The 26,400-nt window shown below is 68.1% G+C and carries 26 protein-coding genes; 15 read left to right on the top strand and 11 right to left on the bottom strand.

The genetic code is table 11. The features are described 5' to 3' along the window. Window positions 1-9 precede the first annotated feature (9 nt). The gene (locus D0C15_RS17575) at window positions 10-495 is read left to right on the top strand and encodes a GNAT family N-acetyltransferase (RefSeq protein ID WP_211323238.1); all 486 of its coding nucleotides are present in this window, start codon (window positions 10-12) and stop codon (window positions 493-495) included. Between the two features lie 6 nt (window positions 496-501). Here D0C15_RS17575 and D0C15_RS17570 read toward each other — a convergent pair whose 3' ends face one another. Then, entirely contained in the window at window positions 502-1,005 is a 504-nt protein-coding gene (locus D0C15_RS17570; protein WP_116046630.1) for a metallophosphoesterase family protein, read from the bottom strand. Between the two features lie 214 nt (window positions 1,006-1,219). Here D0C15_RS17570 and D0C15_RS17565 point away from each other — a divergent pair, with 214 nt between their 5' ends. Together D0C15_RS17565 and D0C15_RS17560 are read left to right on the top strand one after the other, a co-directional pair. Continuing rightward, on the top strand, window positions 1,220-3,049 hold the full coding sequence (locus D0C15_RS17565; RefSeq protein WP_116046627.1) for a VanW family protein: 1,830 nt from the start codon (window positions 1,220-1,222) through the stop codon (window positions 3,047-3,049). Window positions 3,050-3,156: 107 nt separating this feature from the next. Next, window positions 3,157-3,345 (top strand): DUF5302 domain-containing protein, encoded by a 189-nt coding sequence (locus tag D0C15_RS17560; protein WP_116046625.1) that lies wholly within the window; start codon window positions 3,157-3,159, stop codon window positions 3,343-3,345. 115 nt (window positions 3,346-3,460) lie between these two features. On the opposite strand, the gene D0C15_RS17555 is transcribed toward D0C15_RS17560, so the two are convergent. The 3 genes from D0C15_RS17555 to D0C15_RS17545 all read right to left on the bottom strand — a co-directional run bounded on the left by D0C15_RS17555 (window position 3,461) and on the right by D0C15_RS17545 (window position 6,101). Continuing rightward, a complete protein-coding gene (locus D0C15_RS17555) occupies window positions 3,461-4,174 on the bottom strand; it encodes a hypothetical protein (protein ID WP_342768581.1) in 714 nt (237 codons plus the stop codon). A gap of 516 nt (window positions 4,175-4,690) precedes the next feature. After that, complete coding sequence (locus D0C15_RS17550) at window positions 4,691-5,767, bottom strand: Glu/Leu/Phe/Val family dehydrogenase (protein ID WP_116046622.1); 1,077 nt, start codon at window positions 5,765-5,767, stop codon at window positions 4,691-4,693. Window positions 5,768-5,909: 142 nt separating this feature from the next. Next, entirely contained in the window at window positions 5,910-6,101 is a 192-nt protein-coding gene (locus D0C15_RS17545; protein WP_116046619.1) for a hypothetical protein, read from the bottom strand. A 97-nt stretch (window positions 6,102-6,198) separates the two neighbouring features. Between D0C15_RS17545 and D0C15_RS17540 the strand changes: the two genes are divergently transcribed. Further along, window positions 6,199-7,179, top strand: a complete 981-nt coding sequence (locus D0C15_RS17540) for a LysR family transcriptional regulator (RefSeq protein ID WP_162830113.1) — start codon at window positions 6,199-6,201, stop codon at window positions 7,177-7,179. A gap of 139 nt (window positions 7,180-7,318) precedes the next feature. Then, window positions 7,319-7,597 (top strand): hypothetical protein, encoded by a 279-nt coding sequence (locus tag D0C15_RS17535; RefSeq protein WP_245975913.1) that lies wholly within the window; start codon window positions 7,319-7,321, stop codon window positions 7,595-7,597. Between the two features lie 82 nt (window positions 7,598-7,679). On the opposite strand, the gene D0C15_RS17530 is transcribed toward D0C15_RS17535, so the two are convergent. Genes D0C15_RS17530 through D0C15_RS17520 form a run of 3 tightly spaced genes read right to left on the bottom strand, consistent with a single transcriptional unit; the run spans window position 7,680 to window position 10,476 of the window. Beyond that, window positions 7,680-8,882: a kynureninase/PvdN C-terminal domain-containing protein gene (locus D0C15_RS17530; protein ID WP_245975912.1), complete on the bottom strand. Its 1,203-nt coding sequence runs from the start codon at window positions 8,880-8,882 to the stop codon at window positions 7,680-7,682. Continuing rightward, window positions 8,879-9,661, bottom strand: coding sequence for a tryptophan 2,3-dioxygenase (locus D0C15_RS17525; protein WP_116046615.1), 783 nt, complete (start codon window positions 9,659-9,661; stop codon window positions 8,879-8,881). Before D0C15_RS17525 ends, D0C15_RS17530 begins: the two co-directional genes overlap by 4 nt. Continuing rightward, window positions 9,658-10,476 carry a PaaX family transcriptional regulator gene (locus D0C15_RS17520; protein ID WP_116046740.1) on the bottom strand — a complete coding sequence of 273 codons (819 nt, stop codon included), beginning with the start codon at window positions 10,474-10,476 and terminating at the stop codon, window positions 9,658-9,660. The genes D0C15_RS17525 and D0C15_RS17520 overlap by 4 nt, the downstream gene beginning before the upstream one ends. 138 nt (window positions 10,477-10,614) lie before the next feature. On the opposite strand from D0C15_RS17520, the gene D0C15_RS17515 reads away from it, so the two are divergent. From D0C15_RS17515 to D0C15_RS17480, 8 genes are read left to right on the top strand one after another with little or no spacing between them, the layout of a single operon-like run. Continuing rightward, window positions 10,615-11,415: an LLM class flavin-dependent oxidoreductase gene (locus D0C15_RS17515; protein WP_116046613.1), complete on the top strand. Its 801-nt coding sequence runs from the start codon at window positions 10,615-10,617 to the stop codon at window positions 11,413-11,415. Beyond that, a complete protein-coding gene (locus D0C15_RS17510; protein WP_116046611.1) occupies window positions 11,412-13,502 on the top strand; it encodes an oxidoreductase in 2,091 nt (696 codons plus the stop codon). The genes D0C15_RS17515 and D0C15_RS17510 overlap by 4 nt, the downstream gene beginning before the upstream one ends. Next, window positions 13,499-14,269 (top strand): creatininase family protein, encoded by a 771-nt coding sequence (locus tag D0C15_RS17505; protein WP_116046608.1) that lies wholly within the window; start codon window positions 13,499-13,501, stop codon window positions 14,267-14,269. The genes D0C15_RS17510 and D0C15_RS17505 overlap by 4 nt, the downstream gene beginning before the upstream one ends. Next, the gene (locus D0C15_RS17500) at window positions 14,266-15,801 is read left to right on the top strand and encodes a benzoate-CoA ligase family protein (protein WP_116046606.1); all 1,536 of its coding nucleotides are present in this window, start codon (window positions 14,266-14,268) and stop codon (window positions 15,799-15,801) included. The genes D0C15_RS17505 and D0C15_RS17500 overlap by 4 nt, the downstream gene beginning before the upstream one ends. After that, window positions 15,798-16,493, top strand: coding sequence for an SDR family NAD(P)-dependent oxidoreductase (locus D0C15_RS17495; RefSeq protein WP_116046604.1), 696 nt, complete (start codon window positions 15,798-15,800; stop codon window positions 16,491-16,493). Before D0C15_RS17500 ends, D0C15_RS17495 begins: the two co-directional genes overlap by 4 nt. Window positions 16,494-16,518: 25 nt before the next feature. Next, a complete protein-coding gene (locus D0C15_RS17490) occupies window positions 16,519-17,346 on the top strand; it encodes an enoyl-CoA hydratase family protein (protein WP_116046602.1) in 828 nt (275 codons plus the stop codon). After that, entirely contained in the window at window positions 17,331-17,741 is a 411-nt protein-coding gene (locus D0C15_RS17485) for a RidA family protein (RefSeq protein ID WP_116046600.1), read from the top strand. The genes D0C15_RS17490 and D0C15_RS17485 overlap by 16 nt, the downstream gene beginning before the upstream one ends. Next, a complete protein-coding gene (locus tag D0C15_RS17480) occupies window positions 17,738-18,844 on the top strand; it encodes an acyl-CoA dehydrogenase family protein (RefSeq protein ID WP_116046597.1) in 1,107 nt (368 codons plus the stop codon). The genes D0C15_RS17485 and D0C15_RS17480 overlap by 4 nt, the downstream gene beginning before the upstream one ends. On the opposite strand, the gene D0C15_RS17475 is transcribed toward D0C15_RS17480, so the two are convergent. The 3 genes from D0C15_RS17475 to D0C15_RS17465 all read right to left on the bottom strand — a co-directional run bounded on the left by D0C15_RS17475 (window position 18,813) and on the right by D0C15_RS17465 (window position 21,390). Continuing rightward, window positions 18,813-19,823 (bottom strand): lysophospholipid acyltransferase family protein, encoded by a 1,011-nt coding sequence (locus D0C15_RS17475; protein WP_116046738.1) that lies wholly within the window; start codon window positions 19,821-19,823, stop codon window positions 18,813-18,815. The two genes, D0C15_RS17480 and D0C15_RS17475, sit on opposite strands and share 32 nt — an antisense overlap. Window positions 19,824-19,873: 50 nt before the next feature. Continuing rightward, complete coding sequence (locus D0C15_RS17470) at window positions 19,874-20,656, bottom strand: GNAT family N-acetyltransferase (RefSeq protein ID WP_116046594.1); 783 nt, start codon at window positions 20,654-20,656, stop codon at window positions 19,874-19,876. Window positions 20,657-20,778: 122 nt separating this feature from the next. Next, window positions 20,779-21,390, bottom strand: a complete 612-nt coding sequence (locus D0C15_RS17465; RefSeq protein WP_116046592.1) for a TetR/AcrR family transcriptional regulator — start codon at window positions 21,388-21,390, stop codon at window positions 20,779-20,781. A 57-nt stretch (window positions 21,391-21,447) separates the two neighbouring features. Here D0C15_RS17465 and D0C15_RS17460 point away from each other — a divergent pair, with 57 nt between their 5' ends. Together D0C15_RS17460 and D0C15_RS17455 are read left to right on the top strand one after the other, a co-directional pair. Next, window positions 21,448-21,858, top strand: a complete 411-nt coding sequence (locus D0C15_RS17460) for a hypothetical protein (RefSeq protein ID WP_116046589.1) — start codon at window positions 21,448-21,450, stop codon at window positions 21,856-21,858. Window positions 21,859-21,870: 12 nt separating this feature from the next. After that, complete coding sequence (locus D0C15_RS17455; RefSeq protein WP_116046587.1) at window positions 21,871-23,106, top strand: cytochrome P450; 1,236 nt, start codon at window positions 21,871-21,873, stop codon at window positions 23,104-23,106. Between the two features lie 52 nt (window positions 23,107-23,158). Here D0C15_RS17455 and D0C15_RS17450 read toward each other — a convergent pair whose 3' ends face one another. Further along, window positions 23,159-26,323, bottom strand: coding sequence for a M36 family metallopeptidase (locus tag D0C15_RS17450; RefSeq protein ID WP_116046585.1), 3,165 nt, complete (start codon window positions 26,321-26,323; stop codon window positions 23,159-23,161). Between the last annotated feature and the right edge of the window lie 77 nt (window positions 26,324-26,400).

The following is a 26,400-nucleotide window of genomic DNA, read 5'->3' as shown; positions in this document are numbered from 1 at the left end:
GATCAGGCCGTGAACGATGAGTGGAAGATCACCCCGGCCGACCCGGGCTCCGCGGACGCTCTGGCCGTACTGCGACGCTACTTCACCGACATCGCGGGCCGTTACTACGGCAGGCAGGCCACGGCGGCCGAGATCGACGCCGCGATCACCGACGAGCCGAGCGGAAACCTGGTGCCGCCGACGGGCAGGTTCCTGCTCGGACACCTCGGGGGCGTCGCACTCGGATGCGTCGGGGTTCGCGTTCTCTCCCCGGACATCACCGAACTGACGCGGATGTTCGTGAATCCAGCCGCTCGAGGGCACAGCGGAGGAAACATCCTGCTCGCCGCGGCGGAGGACGCCGCGCGCTCACTGGGAGCGCGCACGATGCGGCTGGACACCAGGAGCGACCTGGTCGAGGCACGCGGCCTCTACGCCAAGCACGGGTACGTGGAGATCCCGGCCTATTCGGCAGGTCCCTACGCCCAGCACTGGTTCGAGAAGCACCTGCGCTGAGTGGGATCAACCGCGACGCGGAAGCCGATGGAACTCGACATCGGTCAGTTCTCCCGCACTCGCTCGCGCTGTCACGTACGTGCAGTAGGGCTGCCGCCTGCGATCGGTCGGCGAGCCGGGATTGAGCAGCCGCATCCCGCCTTCGGTCATCGAGTCCCACGGAATGTGGCTGTGCCCGAACACCAGCACGTCTACATCCGGGAAGTCCCGAGCACACCGTTGTTCCCTGCCACGGGCCTGCCCGGTCTCATGCACCACGGCGAGCCGGAGTCCTTCGAGGTCCGCGCGGGCGACCTCGGGCAACCGCGCGCGAAGGTCCGGCCCGTCGTTGTTGCCGAACACCCCGATCACCCGCTGGGACCTGGCGGTCAGTTCGTCGAGCAGGGCAACTTCCATCCAGTCCCCGGCGTGAACCACCACATCAGCGGTCTCGGCCGCCGTCCACACCGGTGCGGGCAGATCACGTGCCCGCACCGGGATATGCGTGTCCGCAATGATCAGTAAGTCCATTTCACCTCGTCTCGAACCTGTAGTTGAGACCTAATTGGAACATTCTGCCCTACGTGGGACACTTCGTTGATCACCCTGGGTTACGGAAAGAAATAGCTGGTCAGGGCCCCTGACTATCCCCCGTAAGGGCGAATCGAACCACCAGGTGCTGCGACCCGTATCTTGGCATTCGGAGTCTCTGGACTCGCCGCCAGAAGACGTGGAGGGTTTTGTCTTGCCACAGGATCATCAGTGGCCCGAGTCGCACGCCGACCAGACGGATGTGCTGCCGGCCCTACCCGGTTCTCCCGACGGTCCCACCGATCAGCATCCGCTTCCCAATCAGTCCGGGGAGCCCTCGGGGGAATCGCCGAGCACGACGAACCGGTGGCGCAGGCCTGCGCTCATCGGCGGCGCCATCGTCGGCGTGCTGGCCCTGCTCTACGGCATCGACCTGTTGATCAGCCAGGGCAGCGTGCCCAGGGGCGTCACTGTGGCCGGAGTCGAAGTCGGCGGGATGAGTCAGTCCGATGCCGAGCAGACACTGCGCGAACAGATCGAGCCGCGCCTCGAGCAGCCCGTGCAGATCACGGCGGGCGACGTGCAGGAGACCGTCGACCCCCTCGAGGCCGGACTCGCGATGGACTGGCGTTCCACGCTGGACCAGGCCGGGGACCAACCGCTGAACCCGATCACCCGCCTCACCTCGTTCTTCACCTCCACCGAGGTAGGCGTCGTCACCCAGTCCGAGCCGAACCAGCTGCAGACCGCGATGAACGCCCTGCAGAAGAAGGTCGACCGCGAGCCGGTCGAGGGGTCTGTGAAGTTCGAGGGGGCGAAGCCGGTCGCGGTGGAGCCCAAGCAGGGCCAGCAGCTCGACGTCGATGCCGCCACCCAGATCATGCTCGGACAGTGGGCTTCCGGTCAGCCACTGGAGCTTCCCGTGTCGGTGACACCCGTGACCATCACGGAGGATGCCGTCCAGGTCGCCATGGAACAGGTGGCTGAACCCGCCGTTTCCGCACCGGTCGTGGTACACGGCGAAGGCAAGGACGCCACTTTGGCGCCCGAGGAGATCGCGCAGGGCCTGACGTTCGAACCCGGCGACGGCGGCTCGCTCGCGCCCAAGATCGACCAGAAGAAGATGATCGAGGGGCTCGCCGAGGAGCTGAAGTCCACCGAGACCGTAGGCAAGGACGCCACGATCGTGTTCGAGGGAGGCAAGCCCACCGTGCACCCCTCCGTGGAGGGCAACTCGATCAAGTGGGACAAGACCCTGAAGCCCCTTCTCGACGTACTCAAGCGCGAGGACGAGCGCGAGCTCACCGCGGAGTACGAGAAGAAGCCCGCCGAGGTGACCACAGAGGAAGCGGAGAAGCTGGGCATCAAGGAGGTCATCGGCGAGTTCACCACCGGTGACTTCGCCCCGGACTCCGGGGTGAACATCCGGAAGGTCGCCGAAGAGGTCGACGGTGCGATCGTGAAACCGGGCGACACATTCAGCCTCAACGGGCACACGGGCCCGCGCGGCACGGCGCAGGGCTACGTGCCCGCGGGCATCATCAAGGACGGCGCGCCGGGCAAGGCGGTCGGCGGTGGGATCTCACAGTTCGCCACCACGCTGTACAACGCGTCGTACTTCGCGGGTATGAAGGACGCGGGGCACAAGGAGCACAGTTACTACATCAGCCGTTATCCGGCCGCACGTGAGGCCACGGTCTTCCAGAGCCCCAACGGCGCCAGCATCATCGACCTGAAGTTCACCAACGACGCCGAGACCGGTGTCGCGATCCAGACGGTCTGGACCCCCTCATCGATCACCGTCCGGTTGTGGGGCACAAAGCGGTACGAGGTGGAGTCCGTGCCCGGGGAGCGGACGGACTTCGTCGACCCGCCGACCGAGGAAGGGCCGGACGAGAACTGCAAGCCGAGTAACGGTGCGCCCGGTTTCACCACGTCCGACACCAGGGTCCTCAAGGACGCGTCTTCGGGAGCCGTGGTGCGGCGCGAGCCACACACGGTCAAGTACAACCCGCAGCCGAAGATCACCTGCGGCTCGGACTAGGGCTTCCTTCCGCGTCCCGATCGTGGTGGTCACCGCAAATCAGTGGCCACCACCGGTGTCACCTGGCAGGCTGCGAGGAGATACTCACCGGGACCTCGGAGGTTCGCATGACAGATTCAGCCCCCGCACAGGACGCCGGTACCGACGACGACGTCAAGCAGAAGTTCCGCGAGGCACTCGAGCGCAAGCAGGCGCACGCCAAGGCAGGCGCGGCACACGAGAACCTCGGCCCGAAGGTCACGCAGGCACACGGGCCAGCCGCCAGCAAGCGCAACTTCCGCCGCAAGAGCGGCTGACAGGCCCGCGCCCCGGGGCACCCGGGAGTTCCCCAATGTGGCATTCGGGAACTTGAGGTTCCCCAATGTGGCATTCGGGACGTCTAACGTCCCCAATGCCACATTGGGGAACCACTCAGCCGAGGCGCAGGGGCGGGCGAGGGCGACGCTGGGCCGCCGCGTAGGCAGCACGTAGCTCGTTGATGACGGCATCCGGCTCGGTCCGCAACCGTATGGGCAGTGTCTGCAGAACCACGACTCCGGCTGCGGAATAGCGGGCATTGCGCGCCAGCGTGCGCGCGTAACCGGCGATCTCGAAATGGAACTCTCTGGAGTCGATCTCCCAGGCGAATGCCACGGAATCGAGCCAGGCATCCGGCGTTCCGACGTACACGCCGTATTCGTCATAGACCGGTTTGTTCCATTCGGCTTCGGGCAGACCCGCGCGTTTCCAGATATGCAGTGCATCGCCCTCGGCGACGGACCGCGCACCAGCCAGCAGCTCGATGATGGCCCGGCGGGGCAAGGCCGAGCCGCGCTGACTGCCCAGTTGCAGTTCCCGGGCCAGTACCTCGGGTCGACAGCGTCCGCGCTGGACCGCCTCGGCGAGCATCGCGCGGATATCGTCGAAGTCACGCATTCTCCGGGCCGCGTCGAGCACGGCCCGTTCGGCAGGTGCGATCGGAATGCCGTGCAGCTGGACAGGTGGGGGTAGCCGTATCGTGCGCTCGACCAGGGCGAACCCGACGCTGGTGACCTCTCGTTCCGCAGGCACCAGCAGATGTACTTCGGCCGGCTCCGGTGTGCGGCGAAGGCCGTAGGAACGAGCGGCCCACAACCCCGTCACCATCGCATCGCTTCCCCCACGGAGCAGTGCGGCGTCGATTCGTTGTCGATCGCTCGGCACTCCTGAGTTCAGCAGAATGACGCCGGGTAGCAGTCGGCGCCAGGGACCTCCGGGAAGACACCGTTGATAGATTGTCCGCCGCGCGAGCCCGATCTCTTCGAGTTCGGAAGTTCGGACGACGGTTGGACAGTTCTTCTGGCCACGTACCAAAGGATGGCTGGCCCATTCGCCACGTCTCACGAATCAACCATGCTCACAACCGAGCAGCGAAAACCAGAAGCTGTCGACACGAACGGACCGCTCGCTCCCTTTTCCGCGATTTAACACCCGAACGGGACCGCGGCAGCACGCCAGCCCACAGCAAAATAGCTCCCCGATCGAGTTAGCGAGCGAGTAGTGCGTAGTTCCCCAATGTGGCATTCGGGAACTTGAGCGTCCCCAATGTGGCATTGGGGACGTCTAACGTCCCGAATGCCACATTGGGGAACTACTCATCCCTGGTGGCGTTGGCGGTACGGGTCAGGGTGATGTGAGGATCGAGCGGAGGCGGGGGATTTCCGCCATGCGGCGTTCGGCGAGACGGTCGGCGGCCGTCACCGGCGGCACTCCCTCGGCTGCCGCCAGCTCGAACACCGACTTCGTGGTGTCGTAGAGCGCGGTGACCTTGCGCTTCGCGCGCTCGAAGTCGAAGCCGTGCAACTCGTCGCTGACCTGAACCACTCCCCCGGAGTTGACCAGGTAGTCCGGCGCGAACAGGATCTTGCGGTCGTCCAGCCGCTTTTCGATACCAGGATGGGCCAGCTGGTTGTTCGCCGCGCCGCAGACCACCTTGGCCCGCAGTACGTCAACCGTCTCGTCGTCGAGCGCACCCCCGAGCGCACAGGGTGCGTAGACGTCGAGGTCGGCGCGGATCAGCTCGTCGTTGCCGCCGACCACGTCAACGCCGGGATACACCGCACGTGTGCGATCGAGCGCCTGTTCCGCGACGTCGGTGATGACGACCTGCGCCCCCGCCTCAACCAGATGCCCGACCAGGATGTGCCCCACCTTGCCGACCCCGGAGACGCCGACCCTTCTGCCGGTCAGCTCGGGGCTGCCCCAGATGTGCTCCGCCGAGGCCCGCATGCCCTGGAACACCCCGTACGCGGTGAGCACGGAGGAGTCGCCGGCTCCGCCGAGGTCCGGTGAGCGGCCCGTGACGAAGGCGGATTCCTTGGCCACGACGTCCATGTCCCGGACGAATGTGCCGACGTCGCAGGCGGTGATGTAGCGGCCGCCGAGCGACTGCACGAACCGGCCGTACGCACGCAGCAGCGCTTCGGACTTGTCGGTATTCGGATCGCCGATGATGACGGCCTTGCCGCCACCGAGGTCGAGCCCGGCCAGCGCATTCTTGTACGCCATGCCCTTGGACAGGGCCAGCACGTCGTCGAGCGCGTCGCTCTCCGAGGTGTAGGGATAGAAGCGGGTGCCGCCGAGTGCGGGCCCGAGTGCGGTGGAGTACACCGCGATGATCGCCTTCAGCCCACTGCGGGGATCCTGGCAGAACACAACTTGCTCATGGCCGCTGTCGCGGCCGAATACACCTTCGGTCACGGTAGGTGACTCCTTTGTCAGCCCCGGCTCGCGGCTTGTGGCGCGCGGCCGGCCGGTGGTTTTCCTGCCGGGCGAGACGCGGGGAAGGTCATTCCCCCGAGTTCGCCCTGCACAGAACCTATGCTGACAGAAGTGTCCCGCGCTACGGGATCGGCAGGCGGAGCGCACCTCGCGGATCACGATTTCGTGTCCTGCCATTGTCCAGCAGCCAGCGGTCCAGGCCGGCGCCGTCGCCGAAGTAGGTGCCTTCGCCGCCACGGGGGTCGACCTCCGGGTACCGGAACTCGTCGTGACGACGGCCACCTTCGGCTGTACCAGTGATGCGAGTCCCCACTCTGTGACCTCCTCCGAGCAGCACCTTCCGCCCCCTGTCGAACCATGCGGCATGTGCCGTGCTCGCGGTCATCGCAAGTGGCCATAGGATGAACACTATGGAACTGGAGATTCGGCATCTCAAGGTTCTGACGACCATCGCAGAGCAGGGGAGCATCACCAGAGCCGCACCGATTCTGGGCGTGTCCCAGCCCTCCCTCACCGCACAGCTACGCCGGATCGAACAGGCGATGGGTTCGCCGCTGTTCGAACGCTCTCGCGACGGCGTCCAGGCGACGGCCTTCGGTCGCACGGTCCTGGCGAAGGCGAGAGCCGTACTCACCGAGATGGCCGATCTGCGGATCCAGCAACCACCGGACGTCGACTCCGGCAGACCCACAGAACTGCGCCTCGGCAGCCTTCCCGGCCCGCTGTTGCCCGCCGTGCTCCCCCGGATCGTCGAGCTGTACGACCGGGGCAGGAACCCGGCTAGGCCGCAGCTGGAGATCCACGCCCACACCGACGCCTCGATGGCCGCACTGCTCGCGCTGGTGCACGCGGGCAGGCTGGACGTCGCCGTGATCGCCCAGACCATCGGGTTCGAAACCGCCGTGCCAGAGGGGGTCCGCACCTCGGTCATCGTCCCGGTGGAGCCCGTGTTCGTCGCCTTCGCCGAAGACCATCCGCTCGCGGCGAAGGATGTGGTGGAACTCGCCGAACTCGCCGGGGAGCGCTGGCTCGTCGACCCGCAGGAGGATCTCGGCGGTGCCGCGTACCTGCGCGCGGCAGGCCGCAGGGCCGGCTTCGAGCCGATGATCGCGCACGAGGTGAGCGACGTCAGCACCGCACGCGGGTTCCTCACCAGCGGGCAATGCATCAGCCTCGCGCAGGCGACCTCACAGGAAGGGCGCGGAATCGTGGTGCGGCCATTGGCGGGCGATCCGCTGGCACTACGCGTCGACCTGGCCTGGGCCGAGTCGTGCCCGGTCGATCCCGCGCTGATCCGCCGCGCCGCCGCCGACGCCTATCCCAAGCTGGTTGATCGCAACCCCAGCTTCGAGCGGTGGTGGGCGGAAAACGGGCCGAACGGGTCCCGGTGAACTCGTCCGACCTAGTGCCGATGTTATGGCCGATTGGGATGACCATCACATCAGCGCGTGCGGCAAGGTCTGGACCTACACAGTGAATTCCACTCCGGCCGCGACCAAGGGCCGGGGAACCGCACAAGGAAACACGAGTATGTCCACACCAGTGACAACGGTTCCTGGCCGCGCGCCGACCGGACGGAGCCTAGCGATCCTTCGCGCCGTCGCGGCCGGCCGCGCACAACTCACGCTCAGTCGTGAACCCGATCTGCTGGTGGACGGCATCGCCTGTTGCGACCAGTTCGCGGCACACATGCTCGTTCAGGACGGTCTGATCACCTCCACCGGCCCCCACGGCCCCGCGAAGCTCGCTCCGGCGACGCTGACGCGGGCCGGAACAGCCCTCCTGGCCTCCGCGCATCCTGCGGCGTGACGCCTGGCGCGAGGAGGGCGCCCGCTGTCGATGCGGCCGACTCTGCACCGGCCGCATCGACAGCGGCGCGGGGGACACCCGGTCAACCCCGGATGACCTCGCCGAGCGCGTCCATCGCCGACTCCAGCTGACTGTCGGAGTGGTAAGGCGCGGGCCCGAGCCGCAGATATTCGCCCCTGCTGTCACTGCGCACCCCACGCTCCGCCAGTGCGCGGCATACCCCCGCCGCGTCCCGGCAGCGCAGGGCGAGGAAGCCGCCGATCTCCGCCAGTGGCGTCTCCCGATCCATCGCGATCTCGTCCTCCGGCAGGTCCAGCCGGTCGAAGCGGTCCGCGAGCAGTCCTATCTGATGGCGTGAGATCTCCCGCAACAGCGCGTCGTCCAGTCCGTGCTCGGCGAAGAACCGGAACACCGTGGCGCCTCGGTAGTGACTGACGGGATCGTAGGTGGCTCCGGCGAACCGCTCGGCCCCCGACGCATAGCCCACCCTGCCGGTGGCACGCTCCTGGTCGAGGTCGCCGAACTCGGCGAACCAGCCGGTGACGGCTGGCCGCAAGCGGGCCGCGTGCGCGGGCAGGCGCAGCACGCAGTTGCCCTCACCGAGCTGCAGGTACTTGTAGCCGCCACCGAGTATCCACGCGTCGCCGAGGCCGAGGTCGTGAATCGGCGTTGGCACCACACCCAGCGCGTGGTAGGCGTCGACGACCAGCTCCACCTCGCTGCGCCGGCAGGCGGCGGCCAGCTCACCCAGGCCCGGGACTATCCTGGCGGTCTCGAACAGCACCCGCGAGACCAGTACCGCGGCCGTGTTCGTATTCGTTTCGGCAGCCAGCCGCTCGGCGAGTGTGCGCATCGGCGCCGTGGGGACCCGCACGATCTCCAGGCCTGCCTCCCCGAGCCGGGTCAGCTGCCTGCGTACCGTGTGGAACTCACCGTCAGTGGTGACGAGTCGCGGCCTCGCACGCAGGTCGAGTGCGGACAGCAGCCGGATCAGCAGTTCGTGGGTGTTGGCTCCCAGTGCGAGCTCACCGCCGGGGTCGCCGAGCAGCGTCCGGTAGCCGTCGCGTACTTCCTCGGCCTTCGCGAACGCCCGCTCCCATTTGCCGTCCAGTTCCGTCGCGGCGTCGTCGAAGGCGTCCGACATGGCCTGCCGGGCCGCGTCCGGCCAGGCCTGGTGTGAGTGGCCGGTGAGCGAGAGCCGTTCGGCGACGCGGAACCGGGAGTAGTGCGGGGCGAGCGCGTTAGGTGTGCCGCGCACCCCGGCCAGCGTGACCGGCCCGCTCACAACCTGCTCCGCACGGCCCACAGGTCGGGGAACATCGGCGTGAACAAGGTCGTCCGCAGATACGCCGCACCGGAGGATCCGCCGGTGCCCGAGCGATCCCCGATCGTGCGCTCGACCATCTTCACGTGCCGGTAACGCCATTCCTGCATGCCCTCGTCGAGGTCCACCAGGTGCTCGCATACCGATGCGGGTCCCCCGTCGTCCGCGTACACCCGCAGCAACATCTCCTGGACCTCGGCCGAGGGCTCGAGCGGTGTGGTGAGGTCGCGGCCGGTCGGCACCGGGTAGCCGTGCACGCCGAGGTAGGCGAGGAACGAGTCGAACACCGAGGGGCGCTCCATCGCCGCCGCGATCCGCTCGCGAGCCGCACTTCCCTCGGGGTAGTTCCTGAGCACGCGCTCGTCCCGCCTGCCGAGCACCACCTCCAGCTCGCGGAACTGCGCGGACTGGAAGCCGCTCGCCGCGTCGAGCCGTTCCCGGAAGCAGGTGAACTGGCTCGGCGTCATCGTCTCCAGGACATCGATCTGGGCGACCGCGACCTTGAGCACCGTCAACACCCGGCGCAGTGTCCGCAACGCGTGCGCGGTATCGCCCTCGGCCAGACGCTGCTGCGCGTAGGCCAACTCGTGCAACAACTGCTTGAACCAGAGCTCGTACACCTGGTGAATCACGATGAAGAGCAGCTCGTCGTGCTCGTCGGAGCGCGGGCGCTGTGCGGCGAGGACCTCGTCCAGTGCGAGGTAGGAGGTGTAGGTGAGCGCGGGATTCGGTTCGGTCATGGCTTGGTCACCTCGTCGAAGTGGCGCTGGGCGGGTTCGGCCAGCGTCGCGTAGAGATCGTCGAACAGTCGTACGGCTTCGTCGCGATTACGTGGCGGGGCGACGAGATCGTGGGGTAGTTCCGGGTCGAGCATGGGGAACTGCCGGAACAGATGCACGAGTGTCGTCCGGATACCGAACGCGGCCGGTTCCTCGAGCGCTCCTGCGTCCCGTCCGGTGGCGGCTCCGCGGAACCGCCGCACGAACTCGGTATAGCGCCTGCCGAGCTCATCCAGATTCCAGGCCCGATGAATCACGGTGGCGGGGTCGAGCGAGCCGGTGAGACGGCCCCTGAGCAGTCCGGCGTGTCCGTCGATGCCGAGTTCCTCGAGCAGGGCCACGACTTCGGCCTCTCGGTCGTGCGGTGTGAGCCAGGTGCCGTCCCCGAGGGTCCCGAAGCCGAGAAAGCGCAGGCGCCGGACCAGCCGCTCGCGCTCGCGACGCCGATCCTCCGGCACGTTGTGCCAGAGCAGGGTCCACTCCCCCGGCTCGGTCCGCTGCCTGCCGAGGGTGAATATTCGCCGGTCCCCGTCGTCGAGCAGGGCGATGGCACGGTCGGTGAGGGTGTAGTGCACCCTGCGACCGTCCTTGCGCCGGTGCAGCAGCTCGCGGTGGACGAGGCGAGCCAGTGCGATCCGGGCCGCCCCTTCGGAGTAGCCGAGTTCACCGAGCAGCGCCACGAGTCCACCCGCCCAAACCGACCGCTCCGCCCTCGGCCGGACGTAGCTGCCGAGCATCGTCACGATCAGTTCCTGTGGTGCGCGGGCGTCAGTCATGCCGGTATGGCGGCCGAACTTCTCCGAAGTACCGACCTTCGGCCGGAGCGCGTTCACCCATTCAACTCCCATCATCACGAATAGATCAGCCAGTTTGACTGTATACACCTCACCGCGCTCGGGTGTAATTTGTCTGGGATGAGAGTCGGGATCGGGCTGCCGAACACGACACCGGGGGCAGGCGGAGCACTGTTGACAGAGTGGGCACGCCGAGCCGAAGCCGGGCCGTTCTCCACGCTCGCGGTGCTCGACCGGCTGGTCTACGAGAGCATCGAGCCGTTCACCGCGCTCGCCGCGGCAGCCGCTGTCACCGAAAGAATCCGGCTCGCCACGATGATCGCGATCGGGCCGCTGCGTTCGACCGCGATGCTCGCCAAACAAGTGGACTCCGTGCAGGCCATCTCCGGCAACCGGCTCACCCTCGGCCTGGCCATCGGGGCTCGAGAGGACGACTACACGGCAGCGCAAACGGATCCGTCGACAAGGGGCAGGCGCCTCTCCGAACAACTGGCGCACCTGCGGGGCCGGGACTCCGGACAGCGACTGCTGGTCGGCGGTGCGGGCGGACCGGCACTCGAGCGAATGGCGCGCTACTCCGACGGTTACGCCCACGGTGGTGGTCCGCCACGGGCGTTCGCCTCGGCCGCGACCAGAGCCCAGGCCGCCTGGCGGGATCTTGGCAGGCCCGGCAGGCCGCTGCTGTGGGGACAGGCCTACTTCGCCCTCGGCGAGCCCGAACGGGGAACGGACTACCTGCGGGACTACTACGCCTTCACCGGTCCGTTCGCCGAGCGGATCGCCGCGGCCAACCTCACCACTGCGAGCGCCGTCGCTGATCTCGTGCGGGGTTACCGTGACGCGGGCTGTGACGAACTGATCCTGTTGCCCACCGTGTCCGATGTGGACGAGGTGGACCGGCTGCGCGAGGTCCTCGGATGAGGATCCGCATCATCGGCGCGGGACCGTCTGGGCTGTATCTGGCGATACTGCTCAAGAAGGCCAACGCGGACCACGACATCACCGTACTGGAGCGGAATCCACCGAATGCGACGTTCGGGTGGGGGGTGGTGTTCTCCGAGGAGACACTCGGCGCGCTGCGCGAGGCCGACCACCCGAGCTACCTCGACATCACCGCGACATTCGCCCACTGGGACGCCATCGACATCTCCTATCGTGCGACCCTGCAACGCTGCCGTGGGCACGCCTTCTCCGCCATCTCGCGTAAACGCCTGCTCGGCATCCTGCAGCGACGCTGCGCCGGACTCGGAGTCGAACTGCGTTTCGGCGTCGAGATCGACGACCCGGACACGGCGGGCGCGGACGCCGACCTGCTGGTCGGTGCGGACGGGGCGAACAGCGTCGTACGACGCGGGTCGGAGGCGGCGTTCGGCACCACCCTGACGCCGCAGGGCTGCCGCTACATCTGGTACGGCACCGATCTGGTACTCGACGCGTTCCGGTTCATCTTCGCCGACACCGAGCACGGCATGGTCCAGGTGCACGCGTACCCGTACGACGAGCACACCAGCACCTTCATCGTGGAATGCCCGGAAGCCATCTGGCGCGCGACGGGACTGGACCTGATGGGCGAGCAGGAGAGCATCGACTTCTGCGCGACCCTGTTCGCCGCGGACCTCGAAGGGCATCGCCTGATGTCCAACAAGTCGTCCTGGCTGACGTTTCCCCGGATACGCAACCGCAACTGGCACAGCGGGAACACCGTGCTCATCGGCGACGCGGCGCATACGGCCCATTTCACCATCGGCTCCGGCACCAAACTCGCGATGGAGGATGCGATCTCACTCGCGCAGTCCATCGCCCATCGTGGCGACGATGCCGCCGCGCTTCGTGCTGCCCTGACCGACTACGAGAACGACCGGCAGCCGGTCGTCGAGCGGTTCCAGCGGGCCGCGGGCGAGAGTGCGGACTACTTCGCTCGTGTGCACCTGCACGATCGCCTCGCGCCGCGTCAGTTCGCGATGAACCTGCTCACCCGCAGCGGGCGGATCGGGCACGCGAATCTCACCGTGCGCGACCCGGACTTCGTGCGCACGGCGGATACGGAGTTCGCAGGTGGCAAGGAAAAGCTGTTCGGCCCGCCACCCGCGCTGGCACCGCTGCACCTGCGCGGGACCACGGTGCCCAACCGGATCGTGCTGCTCGCGGCCGACCACATCGGACTCGCCGAATCGGCCCGGCGCGGAGCAGGGCTGGTTCTCGCGGGGCCCGCCGCGGTCAGCGAGGAGGGCAGGGTCAGCCCGGACACGGCGACCATGGAAGCGCCGTGGGCCGAGGCGGTGGCCCGCGTACACGTCGAGGGCGCGCTGGCCGGAATCCGCCTCGCCCATGCCGGCAGGCGCGGGGCGACCCGCCCAGCGCATTCCGGTGTGGACATCGCGCTACCGAAAGCGCGGTCCTGGCCGTTGCTGGCGGCATCCGCGCTGCCCTACGGTCCCGGTTGCCAGGTGCCGAAGGCGATGACGCAGGGGGACATCGACCGAGTCCGCGCGGCGTTCGCCACCGCGGCGAGCCACGCCGACGTGGCCGGGTTCGACGTCCTCGAACTCGACTGCGCGCACGGCGGGCTGCTGGCCGGGTTCCTTTCCCCGTTGTCGAACCTGCGCGAAGACGACTACGGGGGCGACCCCGCGCGCCGCCTGCGCTACCCCCTGGACGTACTCGCCGCGGTTCGCGCGGCCGCGCCCGAACGGGTGCTGGCCGTCCGGTTGAGTGTCACCGACTGGGCCGCCCGGGGAAACGACACGGAAGCGGGTATCGAGATCGCCGCCGCGATGGTGGCGAACGGCGCCGATCTGGTGCACGTCGAGGCGGGTCAGACCGCGGCAGGCGCGCATCCGGTCTACCGTCGGGGATTCCTCACCACACTCAGCGACCGGGTCCGCAGTGAGGCCGCGGTACCCACGCTGGTCGGGGGCTACCTCACCACGCTCGACGAGGTGAACACCGCACTGTCGGCAGGCAGGGCCGACCTGTGCATCGTGGACTTTCCTGGGGAGGCAACATGACCTACTTCGCCAATCTGACCTCACCGCAGGTGGCCGCACTGCGGACCGGTGACCGGGTACCGGTGCTGCTGCTGCCGATCGGTGCCGTGGAAGCACACGGACCACACGCCCCACTTGGCACCGACGGCCTGATCTCCTCGGCGGTATGCGAACGCGCCGTGGCCCACTTCGCCGGCGACGAGCAGGTGCGGTTGCTGATCCTGCCCGCACTGCCCTACGGCGTCACCAGGTACGCGGCCTCGTTCCCAGGGGCGGTGCACGTCAGCGAGGACACCCTGCACGCCCTCGTGGTGGAGGTGTGCACCGCACTGCTGCGGCAGGGACTTCCCCGCGTCGTGCTGGTGAACAACCACTTCGAGCCGGAGCATGTCGAGACCCTTCGCCGCGCGGTGCGAACCATGGAAACCCGCCACGGGGTCCACATCGGACATCTCGACCTGGTGCGCAGGCGGCAGGCCGAGCGGCTCACGGCGGAGTTCCGTGCCGGGGAGTGCCATGCGGGTCGCTACGAGACTTCCCTCGTACTGGCGGAACGCCCCGAACTGATCGACACCGCCGCGATGCGGACTCTGCCCAGGGTCAGGGTGAACATGCCAGCAGCCATGGCAGACGGCAAATCGACGTTCGAGGCGATGGGAATGCGCGACGCGTACTGCGGAGCGCCCGCCGAAGCCAGTGGGGCGGAGGGTTCCACCACCTACGAAACACTGATCTCGATGCTCGCCGACGCGGTGCGGGAACTGGCGAAGGAGGTGTACGGGCAGTGAACCTCGCGGCGCGCTTCCTCGACCACAACCTGACCGAAGGCCGCTCGGATGCCAGTGCCCTGATCTGCGGCGAGGTCCACTGCTCCTACGGGCGGCTGAAGGACCTCGCCGACCGAACGGCGGGTGCGCTGCGGTGCCTCGGTGTCGTCAGGGGGGACCGGGTGCTGCTGGCCTGCGCCGACAGCGTGGAGTTCGTCGCGACCTGGTTCGGCGCACAGCGTATTGGCGCGATCACCGCCGAGGTCTACACGTTTCTCGATCCCGAGGCCTACGCGTACTTCCTGCGCTACACCGAGCCTTCGGTCGTAGTTGTGGACGCGCAGACCCTCGGCCCGATACGGCAGGCGCTGAGCACGCTCACGGGCGAGCACCTGCCAACGGTCATGACGACGGGTGTCGCGCCGGAACTGCTGAACGCAGGCGAGCGTCCACTCGAGACACTGCTGGAGCAGACGGAGCCGGTGCGCGACGCGGTCGACATGTCGGCCGGCGACGTCGCCATCTGGAAGTTCACCACCGGCAGCACGGGATCACCGAAAGCGTGTGTTCATCCCGTTCGCAGCGCACTGCGCAGCTTCGAGTGCTACGCCCGTGACGTACTGGAACTGAACTCCGGTGACCTGGTGCTGGCGGTCCCCAAGCTGTTCTTCGGTTACGCACGTGACCTCGTCGCCCTCTTCCCGTTCGCGGTAGGCGCGACGGGGATCGTTTTTCCCGAGCGCAGCACACCCGAACTGATCTTCGAGCTGATCGAGCGGCATCGGCCGAGCATCCTGGTCAACGTGCCGACGATGATGAGTGCCATGGCCGCCCACCCCCGCGCGGCCGACGCCGACCTGAGCTCGCTGCGCCTGTGCACCTCGGCCGGTGAGGCTCTGCCCGCCGAACTGCTTCGCCGCTGGGACCACGCCTTCGGTGTGCCGGTACTGGACGGCATCGGATCGTCGGAGGCCTACCACATCTACATTTCCAACCGGCCCGGCGCGGCCAGGCCGGGCACCGTCGGCACCCCGGTTCCGGGCTATACGGCCCGTGTCGTCGACGAGCGGGGGCAGCGCCTTCCCGACGGTGAGATCGGCACTCTCGAGGTCACCGGGCCGACCATCGCGCTGGAGTACCGCGGCGCCCCGGAGAAGTCGGCGGAGACGTTCCACGGTGACACCCTCCGTACCGGCGATCTCTTCAGCCGCGACGGTGACGGCTACTTCACCCACCATGGACGCGCCGACGAACTGCTCAAGGTCGGCGGCATTTTCGTCGCGCCGAGCGAGATCGAGCACCGGCTCATCGGTCATCCGGATGTCGTGGACTGTGCCGTGATCGGGCACTCCGACGGCGGACTCGTGCGGCCCTGGGCCTTCGTCGTGCTACGCGAGGGAGCGACTACCGACGGCGCCGGGCTGCGCGAGTTCCTCAGGACAAGGTTGCCCGGCTACAAGTGCCCGAAGACGTTTCACTTCATCGACGAGCTTCCCCGTACGGCCAACGGCAAACTCGACCGCAGGGCACTGCGGGAGAGGACAAGGCCATGACCGGGCGGCGGGTCGTGGTGACCGGCGGGACACGCGGCATCGGCGCGGCCGTCGCCGCCCGCTTCCGCGCGAAGGGCGACGAAGTGCTCGCCCCCGGCACCGCCGAGTGCGATGTCACCGACGAGGCCGCGGTGGCCGAGTACTTCACAGCAGCCGGCCCGGTGGACGTGCTGGTCAACAACGCCGGTGTGGCCACCAGCGCACCACTGGCCAAGACCACTGTGGACGACTGGCAGCGGCAGTTCGATGTCAACGCCACTGGTGCGTTCCTGTGCACTCGGGCGGTTCTGCCGGGGATGCGGGAACGGGACAGCGGCCGCATCATCACGATCGCCTCGACGGCCGGTCACGTCGGCTACCGCTACACCAGTGGCTATACGGCGTCCAAGCACGCAGCGGTGGGTCTGACGCGGGCGGTGGCCGCGGAGGTCGCCGGTTCGGGGGTGACCGCCAACGCCGTGTGCCCGGCCTTCGTCCGCACCGACATGACCACCGAGACGGTGGCCCGGATCATGTCCTCCACCGGGCGGGACGAGGCGGCGGCCGAATCCGCCCTTGCCTCTGGAGTGCGGTTGGGACGGTTGCTGGAACCGGCGGAGGTCGTCCACGCGGTGGAGTTCTTCGCCGCACCGGAGGCGGCCGCGATCAACGGACAGACCCTCGTCCTCGACGGTGGCGGAATCCAGCGATGAACAACAACGACCAGGGAGCGCAGCGATGAGTCCGTTCCGGGCCTCACCGGGATTCACCGGCGAATGGCGGCATTTCGACCTCGACGTCACCGATGGGGTCGCCACGGTGACCCTCTCCCGGCCGGACAGGCTGAACGCGCTGACCTTCGACACCTACGCCGACCTGCGTGACCTGCTGGCCGAACTCCCGCACCGCGGCGACGCGCGGGTGGTGGTGCTCGCTGGACGCGGGCGCGGGTTCTGCTCCGGTGGCGATGTCGAGGAGATCATCGGTGAGCTGCAGTCGATGAGTTCCGCACAGCTGCTGGAGTTCACTCGTATGACGGGTGCGGTGGTGAAGGCGCTCCGCGAGTGCCCATTGCCGGTGATCGCGTCGGTCAACGGGATCGCGGCGGGGGCAGGGTCGGTACTGGCGCTGGCCGCGGACTTCCGGTTGCTCGCCCGCAGCGCCAAGTTCGCTTTCCTGTTCACCAAGGTGGGACTCGCGGGGGCGGATATGGGTTCGGCGTACCTCCTGCCCCGGTTGGTCGGGCTCGGCAGGGCGACGGAACTGCTGATGCTGGGTGACTCGATCGGCGCCGAGCAGGCCGAGCGCATCGGCTTGGCCAGCCGGGTACTCGACGAAGACGAGCTGGCCGGGGAGACCGCGGCGCTGGCGGCCCGCCTGGCCGGAGGGCCCGCGCTCGCGTACTCCACCACCAAGGTGCTGCTCACCAGGGAACTGGACATGGACCTGGGTGGCGCCATCGAGTTCGAGGCGATGACGCAGGCCCTGCTGATGACCAGTGCGGACCATCGCGAGTTCTACCGCGCGTGGTCCGCGGGAAGGAGTCCGGAGTGGACGGGAAAGTGACCCATGAGGTCGTCGTAGCTCCCGAACTGGCCGAGCCGGTGGGTTTCGCCCACGCCGTCGTGGCCGCACCCGGCCGGACTGTCTACCTCGGCGGGCAGACCGCGCAGGGACCCGGCGGATCGATCCTCGGCGAGAGCGTTACCGAACAGTTCGATGTGGCGGCAGGCAACGTCGTGACGGCCCTGCGTGCCGCGGGCGGCAGTCCATCGCACCTCGTCTCACTGATCATCTATGTCACCGACGTCCCGGCCTACCGCGCCGCGTTGCGGGAACTCGGGCCGCTGTACCGCAAGCACTTCGGCCGCCACTACCCGGCGGTGGCGCTGCTCGGTGTCGCCGAACTCTTCGACCCGGCGGCGAAACTCGAACTGGTGGCGACGGCGGTGGTCCCGTGACCCTGTCCGAGACACACGCACGCCTGCTGGCGGATGCCGAGCGGGCCGGGCGTGAGCTGATCGCCGTCGCGGACCGCGGCGAGCCCGGCGCGGTGAACCGGGAGCTGGTGGCGGCGCTCGCTCAACACGGACTTCTCGACCCGGTGTTCGGCCGGCGTGACGCGATGGCGCTGTGCCTGCTGCGGGAAGGGCTGGCGCGGTACTGCACCGAGGCGGAAACAGCACTGGCGCTGCAGGGGCTCGGCGGCCATCCGATCCTCAGCGAGGGCCGTCCCGAGCTGGTGGAGACCTGGGTCCCGCGGCTCGCGGCGGGCACGGCGGTCGCCGGGTTCGCCCTCACCGAACCCGATGCGGGATCGGACGTCGCCGCGCTGAGCCTCGCGGCCGTCCGGGACGGCGACGGCTTCCGGCTCACCGGCGAAAAGGTCTACATCTCCAACGCCCCCGACGCCGACGTCTACTCCGTTTTCGCCAGGACCACGCCAGGAGCAGGAGCACGTGGCATAACCGCGTTCGCGGTGCCCGCAGCTTCGGCTGGTCTTTCCGGGCAACGTATCCCGATGCTCGCACCGCATCCGATCGGCAGGCTGACCTTCACCGACGTGCAAGTGCCTGGCACGCACGTGCTCGGCGAGGTGGACCGGGGCATGAAGGTCGCCATGTCGACCCTGAACCTGTTCCGCCCGAGCGTGGGCGCCTTCGCCGTCGGTATGGGGCAGGCGGCGCTGGACGCGGCCGTCGCCCATGCCGGGCAACGGCGGGCGTTCGGCCGGTCATTGCACGAGTTCCAGGCGGTCTCGCACCAGCTCGCCGAGGTGGCGACGCGCCTGCAGGCCGCACGGCTGCTGGTCCGTGCCGCCGCTCAGGCGCATGATGCAGGCGCGCAGGAGGTCGCCTCCGCCGCCGCGATGGCGAAGCTGTTCGCCACCGAGACCGCCCAGTTCGCCGTGGACGTCGCGATCCAGGTGCACGGCGCGAAAGCCCTGGAACAGGGCCACCCGCTGGAACACCTCTACCGCGAGGTCCGCGCCCCCCGAATCTACGAGGGCGCCTCGGAGATCCAGCGCGAGATCATCGCGCGCGCACTCTTCCCCCCGACCTGACACTTCCAGCCCCCGACTTGGCAGTTCCCGAGCCCGAGTTGGCAGATCCAGGGCCCGAGTTGGCAGTTCCGGAGCCCGACTTGGCAGATCCAGGGCCCGAGTTGGCAGTTCGGGCTGGCTGGGCTACCAATCCGGAGCCCGGAACGGCCATCTCCAGCGCGGGGAACGCGAGCACGCGGTGGCGTCCGAGGGCCGCGTCGACCGCCGACTGGGCGAGCGCGGCCAGTTCACGACGATCGGCTGCGCGACCGGGAGCGATCTCCGGGCAGACGAAGACCTCCAGGACCAGACCCCGCAGTCGCGCGACCCGGCGCACCGAGTCGATCAGTGACTCCGGCCCGATGAAGGCGGGCTCGGGGGTCTCCCGGCCGTCGGCGAGCCGGTAGCGCAACGCGACGGGACGCACCGGCACCCCACCGTCGATGGCCGCCTGGAAGGCCGCTGTGGTGAACCGGCCAGAACCGAGTCCGCACCACGTCGTGCCCTCCGGAGTGACGTTCACCAGCGAACCGCCGCGCAGCGCCGCGGCGAGTTCGGCCATGGTCGCGGGCAGGGTGGACAGTCGTTCCCTGTCGAGGAAGATGCTGCCGGCCCTGGACACGAGACCGCCGAGCACCGGCCAGTTCGCGATCTCCTTCTTCGCCAGCGCACGCATCGGCCGGACGGCGTTGACCGCGACGATGTCGAGCCAGGAGATGTGGTTGTTGACCACGAGAGCGCCACGACCGGCAGGCGACCTACGCAGGTCCGCACCGCCGTGAACGACCAGGCGCACCCCGAACGCTCGCAGCACACCGGCGAATACGGCACGCACCATCCGGTCTCGCACTCGCCGTCCGAACACGAACAGCAGCGGGGCGAGCAGGAGCGCCCCGAGTACGACCGTGATCGCCGCACAGAGCCGCAGCACCCGGCGCATGAGCGCGACGGCGGGCGCAGGCTCGGTCAGGCACGACGCGCCACACGGCGAGACGGGCATCCACGAGTGCCGGGTCGCGCCCCCCGCCCCGACAGCCGGGGCCGCAGCGGTCACGATCCGATCCCCAGGAAGAACTTCAGGTACCGCTCGTCGATGCGCTGCAGATCGAGCAGGACGAAGAAGTCGGCGACACCGAAATCCGGATCGTGTGCCGGCGGACCGCAAACCTGCGCGCCGAGCCGGACATAGCCCTTCAGCAGCGGCGGCAACACGGAACGGTTCGGCCGGGCCACTCCCGTGTCGTCCCACGGCCGCAGCGGCAGGACCCGCTGAGTGTCCGGGGAGTAGTGCCGAGTGCGGACCACGTCCCACACACCAGCCGCGTAACTACCCCCGTCGGAGAGCGGAACCGACGCACAGCCGACGAGGTAGCGGTGCCCGGCGAGCAGCATGTACCGGGCGATCCCGGCCCACACCAGACTCACCACGCCACCACCACGGTGCTCCGGGTCCACACAGGAACGTCCAGCCTCCACAAGGGAGGAACGCAGGCCCGCGAGCGCGGAGAGGTCGAACTCGGTGTCGGAGTAGAGCCTGCCCGCCGCTGCCGCCCGGTCGGGCGGCAGCATCCGGTAGGTTCCGACGATCTCGCCGCTGGTGTCGTCCCGGACCACCAGGTGGTCGCAGAATGCGTCGAACTCGTCGATGTCGAGGCCGGGCTGTGGGGAGCGGATCGTCGCCCCCATCTCCTCGGCGAACACTCGGTAGCGAAGCCGTTGTGCGGCAAGGACTTCTTCGTTGTCGTTGGCGACGAGCAGCGAGTAGCTCGGAGTACCCGGCGGGAGCTCGGCACCCGTCTGATCAGTGCTGACGAGTAGCTGGGACCGCGTCATGCCCTAGGTCTACCGGCCGGATTGGGGCCACGGAGAGTGCCATCCGGTGACCCTTCGATGCACACTCCGTTAACGCGAGGTTCTCAGGTTCCTCTCAGCCTTACCGGCCGCCCGCCGGCGCCTCATCGATCGGCAGGACGCAGTCCGCTGAGTAGCCGCGTCATCACCTGCGCGCATTCCTCCCGCACCCGCGCCTTGTCCGCCTCCTCGGCGTCCGCGAGCAGCATTCCGGCCGCGCCGAGCAGGGAGAACGTGAATCGTGCCGTCGTGTCCATGGGGGTGGGATCGATGTCTCCGTTGTCGACGAGAGCGCGCAGCATCTGCTCGACGAGGCCGTAGGCGAACTTCTCCTCACACTGCTTCCAGGCGTGCCAGCCGAGCGCGACCGGCCCCTCGTGCCAGACGAGTTTTCCGTAGAGCGGATCGCAGCAACGGTCGAGGAACTCGTTCAACGCGACCATCGCCGACTCCCAGGGATCGGCGACCCCTGCCGCCGCTTCGGCCACCCGTCGCATCGCATCGGACTCCATGACCTCGAACACGGCCTCGAACAGCGCTTTTTTGCTGGAGAAGTGGTGATAGACGGCACCACGGGTGACCTGGGTGGCCGCGGCGACGTCATCGAGAGCGGTCCCGGCGAACCCCCGCTCGGCGAACATCCGCGTCGCCGTTTCCAGTAGGGCCGCGCGCGTGGCCTCCGAGTACTGCTCCCGCCGACTCTTGACAGATGACATACGGGCAGCATAGAAACATACACAGAGTATGTCACCAACACTGAGCAGGTGAGTCGCATGAGCGATGCATGGGAACGCACACGCAGACGCCGCCTACTGGTCCACGCCGTACTTCGCAGCCTCGGCGATCGGCGTGATCCGGTACTCACCCACAACCAGCGCGTCGAGATCGACGCGGAGTACGGCGACCTCGACGGCTTTCTCGGCGAGGTCCAGGCGTACTGGTACCGGGCGTTCGACGCGCGACTGGATCAACTGCTGGCCGGCGACGACAACGAACTGGGCGCGGGGATCAGCTCGCTCTGGCGGGAACTTTCCCTGGAACAGCCCGCAGCGCGACGCCTGCTCGACGCGTACGCGGATCGGCCGATTCTCCTCGCGGGCGAAGAACACCACCGCCTGCGACTGCTGGCGGCAACCGGAGTCGACCATCGCCCAACCCACAACCAGCGACCGGCCATGGCCTGAAGGAGCATTCGAATGACGGAGAACGTGGTGACCGAGAACGACGACGTGCTGTTCGATCCGTTCGCGCCCGGATTCACCGACGATCCGTATCCGCAGTACCGGCAAATGCGCGAAGCCGGGCCGGTATACCAGCATCCGCTGGGGTTCTGGCTGCTCACTCAGCATGCCGAAGTATCGGACCTGCTGCGGTCAGGGCTTTCCGTCGAGGACCGCAACCTCGGCCCGAGCCCGATGCGGGACCTGCGCGAGCAGGCGGGCATCGACGTGGACCCGCGCGCAGGCGGACTGTCCATGCTGGACCGTGATCCGCCCGACCACACCCGGCTGCGGTCGCTGGTGTCGAAGGTGTTCACCCCGCGCTCGATCGCGGCACTGGAACCCGAGGTGACTGCCCTGGTCGACGAGGCACTGAACCGAATCGCGGAGGTCGGCAGCGTCGACCTCGTCGAGGAGCTCGCGTTCCCGCTGCCGTTCGCGGTCATCTCGCGGATGCTGGGGATGCCATCGATCGACCACGTCCGCCTGCGCGAGCTGACCGCCCAACTGGTCCGTTCTCTCGAACCGGTGAACGACCCCGCGACGCTCACCGGCATCGCCGCCGCCGACGCCGAACTGTCCGCCGTCATCGGCGAGGTGATCGCGTGGAAGCGGGACAGGCCCGGGGACGATCTGCTCACCGCGCTGATCGCGGCGGAACACGACGGGGACGTGCTCAGCGACGAGGAGTTGGTGGCACAGGTCGTGCTGCTCTACGTCGCGGGACACGAAACGACCGTGAACCTGATCGCGGGCGGCGTGCTCGCACTGCTGCGCCAGCCCGACCAGCTGGCGCTGCTGCGTGCGCGGCCGGAGCTCGCGGGCGCGGCGACCGAGGAGTTGTTGCGCTACGACAGCCCGGTCCAGCTCAGCAGAAGGATCACCCTCGAACCGCACATCATTCACGGACAGGTCATCCCGGCCGGGTCGTTCGTCATCGCGAGTCTCGCCTCGGCGAACCGGGACGAACGGTTCTGGGGTGCCGACGCCGACAGGGTGATCCTCGAGCGCCCGGACGCGCGCAAGCATGTGTCCTTCGGCGGCGGCCCGCACCACTGCCTCGGTGCGGCACTGGCCAGGCTGGAGGCGAGGATCGCTTTCGGCAGGCTGGTCGAACGCTTCGACACGCTCGCACTCGACGGTGAGGTCGAGTGGAACGGCCGCATCAATCTTCGCGGCCCCGCCCGGTTGCCGGTGAGCGTGAGCGGCTGACACAGTCCGGACCACCCCGGCCGTGGCCAGGGTGGTCCGGAGTGCTTCTGCCTTACTGTGTGTCGGTTGCGGTGAGGGTGATCGGAACTCCCGCGCCGAGCCAAAGCTGACTCAGCACGAACCGGGTGCCACTGGGCAGGGTCGCGGACTCGTCCGCGGCCGCGGAGGCGGCCGAGCCGGTCAATGTGCAGGATGCGTCATAGAAGTACAGATCCAGGTCGTACGGGGCGGTGGTGTCCCCGGCGAGCAACACCTTGTGCGCACCGTCGCCGAAGCTCTCGGGGAGTTCGGTGACCCAGCCGTCGGCGCCCTGGGCGGGCGGCGGCGGCACAGCGCAGTTCGAGGTCAGGGCCGCCGCGGTGACGCCGGTCGGCGTCGATCCGGTGGACGGGTTACCTGCCGCGATCGTGCCGTTGTCGACCACCGGCTCGTCCGGCGGTGTCGGCGGCAACGGCTCGACACCCTTGACCTTGCCGGAGAACACCTGCAGCTCCGCCGCCTGCACCCGGGTCTTGGTCTCGCCAAGCGCCGAGTCGGTCCAGAACCGCACGTAACGCGCGTCCACCGGACTGTCCAATGTGAATGTCCGGTAATGCAGGTCCGGTGCGGTCGGGCGAGGGGTCTCGTAACCGAAGGCGTCGGTCTCCGCTCGTACCGTCTGCCAGTTGACGCCGTCCGTGGACGTCTGCAGCGCGAACCCGCGCAGGCCCTCGAAACGGGACGTGGTGTACGCACTCACCTGCACTGCGGAGATCGGTGCTGACTTGGCGAGTTCGATCGTGGCGTTGCCGGTTCCCGGCGCAGCAGCCCAGCTGCTGGCCTCGGTGTCGTCGAGCAGTTTGTCCGCTCCTGGCGAGGTCGAGGAGACGACCTTGGCACCGTTGGCCGTCGAGGCCAGGTTGGGCTGCAACGAGAACCGCTTGGCGGTCGTCTTTCCCGCGCGGACCGAGACGTCGGTGAAGGTGTGTGCGCCGAACCCGGGGGCGGAGATCGTCACCGGGTAGCTGCCCGCACTGACCGGGGCGGAGAATGCGCCGGTGGCGGAGGTCTTGCGCAACGGGGTCACCCTTGCCTCGAAGACGCCGAGCATGACCTTGGCGTCTGCGATGGGCTCACCGGTCGACGCGTTCACCACCGTGCCGGTGAACGTGCCGTTGTGCGCCGGGTTCACGTGCGCGAACGAGGGCACGGGATCGGTGTCCTCGCCCCCTTCGGTGCTCGCGGCCACACCGAGCCCGCGCTCGGCGAACTCACCGAAGACGAGATCGACGATCGTCGCGTAGTCCGCACGAGAGTGGTAACGGTTGTCGAGCGCGCTACGGATCGCATCGCGCATGTCGACAAAGGACGGATCGGGTGGCGATAACGGCATCGCATCGGTGACGATGCGAGCACTGATCTCTCCGCCCTCGCTCTCACCGAAGTGGTCGACGAGCGCCTTGCGCACGTTCCACAACGTCGCAGCCCAAATCTCCCCGTCCGCGTGCACCTGGGGACCGCCCAGGTCGTAGCCGATGTCGCCGAAGGTGGTGGGGTTGTCGTCGTAGCTCCAGTTGCGGATGCCCCGCTCGGCGTTGCCGGTGACGTACTCACCGACGACAGGACGGTCGGCAAGGCCGTTGCCGTACAGGTAGTTCAGCGCGTACCAGTCACTCCAGCCCTCACCCATGGCCCCGGACTGATGGGTGCCGAGGGCGTTGTCCTCGCCACTGACGTAGCGGTTGGTCAGACCGTGCGCGTATTCGTGCTCGATCACCGACGCGTCGAAGTTGCCGTCGCTGTAAGGACCCTCGAACGCGTCGTTGATCGGCTCCCAGAGGAACATCCCGCTCCACGGCGGCAGACCGTCGGGCAACGTGAGCATGTACGCGTTGTCCCTGCCGGTGTAGGTCGGTTCCCCACCGCTGGCGGCACCGGCGTGCACGAGACCGAGGATGGGATCCCCGCCCTGGCCACCGTTCCCGCTGTTGTTGATCTGGAAGTTGCCCGCCGACTCGGTGAAGCCTAGTTCGTAGAACTCGTCGTGGATACGGTTGTGATGCCAGAACAGGTTGGTGCTGGCCGGATCGACGTCGAGTGCGTAGCTCGGCGGGACCGTCTGCCCCTCGCTGCGCGCCCAGTTGCTCGCATAGGAGTAGTTGAACTGGGAGGTCGCGCTCACCGGTCGCGGACCCTGGTCGGCGGGAACGAGGAAGTTCGAGTAGTTGGCGTAGGTGTCGGCGTTGTTGCCCGCGGTAGTGGGGCCGGGCAGGCCGGCGATTCCACTGGGGTCGACGTAGCCGGAGGGGGACTGCTCGGTCGGCCCGAAGGGCTTGATGACCGGCGCTCCTCCGCGTTCGGCACCGGGGTGGTTCTCATACACGGTGCCCTCGGAATCGTGGTCGACGAGGCTCGCCCGGTAGAGCACCACGCCACTCACGGCGTCGATGACGGTGTCCCAGGCCTGATCGAGCGCCTTGACGAACAGCACGTGGTAGGCGGGCCGAGCTCCGTCCGCCGTGGGGAAGGCAGCGCGACGCACGTAGGACTCGGCACCGAAGGGGCCCTTGGCGAACACCTGGAAACCGGCCCGCTCACCTGCCGCCTCTGGGGTGAAGTCGACATCCGGCGCCAACTCTGCCGCCGCGACCCCAAGCGCCGCGGCGGGGGTCAGCTGGTGCTCCTCCAGCAAACTGCCGCTGCGCACCGGGTCGCCCGCGTAGGAAAGCACGCGGCCGTCCTCGGTCACGGCGATGGTGAGGTGCCCGCCACGGACCGCTCGGACGCCGCCGAACGTCTGCACGAGGGTCACGACCGTCGTGCCGGTTCCGTTCAGCTCGTGCTCGCCGACGACGTCCAGCGCGGCGACATCCTGCTCGGTGAGGCCGAACAGCGCCTTGTTATCGCCTACAAAGGACCGAGCGACGGTCACCGGGTCACCGGATCGCGGTTCGGTCAGCCAACCGCCGTCCTGCCGGATGGTGCGGGGGGTGCCGAATCGAGGATCCCAGGTGACCCTGGTGCCAGCGCCCGCCTGGCTCACCAACGGCGAGACGGCGGCGATCTGTTCGGCAGTGGGTCGCACCTCTCCGGCGCGGCGCACGTCGATGACTGCGTCGGTATCGGTCTGGCGTACGGCTAACTCCGCCGGATCAACGGCGGCCGAAACAGCAGCGGGAGCCATCGCCATGGTGATGACGAAGGCCAACGCTGCCGCGACTAGCGGGCGGACACGCATGAACTGCTCCTCGGTGTCTTATTCATGAGTCGCTTGGCTCTGAACTACGGGTAAGCGATCGTTCATAGATCGAGACG

The organism is Amycolatopsis palatopharyngis (assembly GCF_003385185.1).
Classification (GTDB): Bacteria; Actinomycetota; Actinomycetes; order Mycobacteriales; family Pseudonocardiaceae; genus Amycolatopsis; species Amycolatopsis palatopharyngis.
This window is presented reverse-complemented; position numbering and strand designations above follow the sequence as displayed.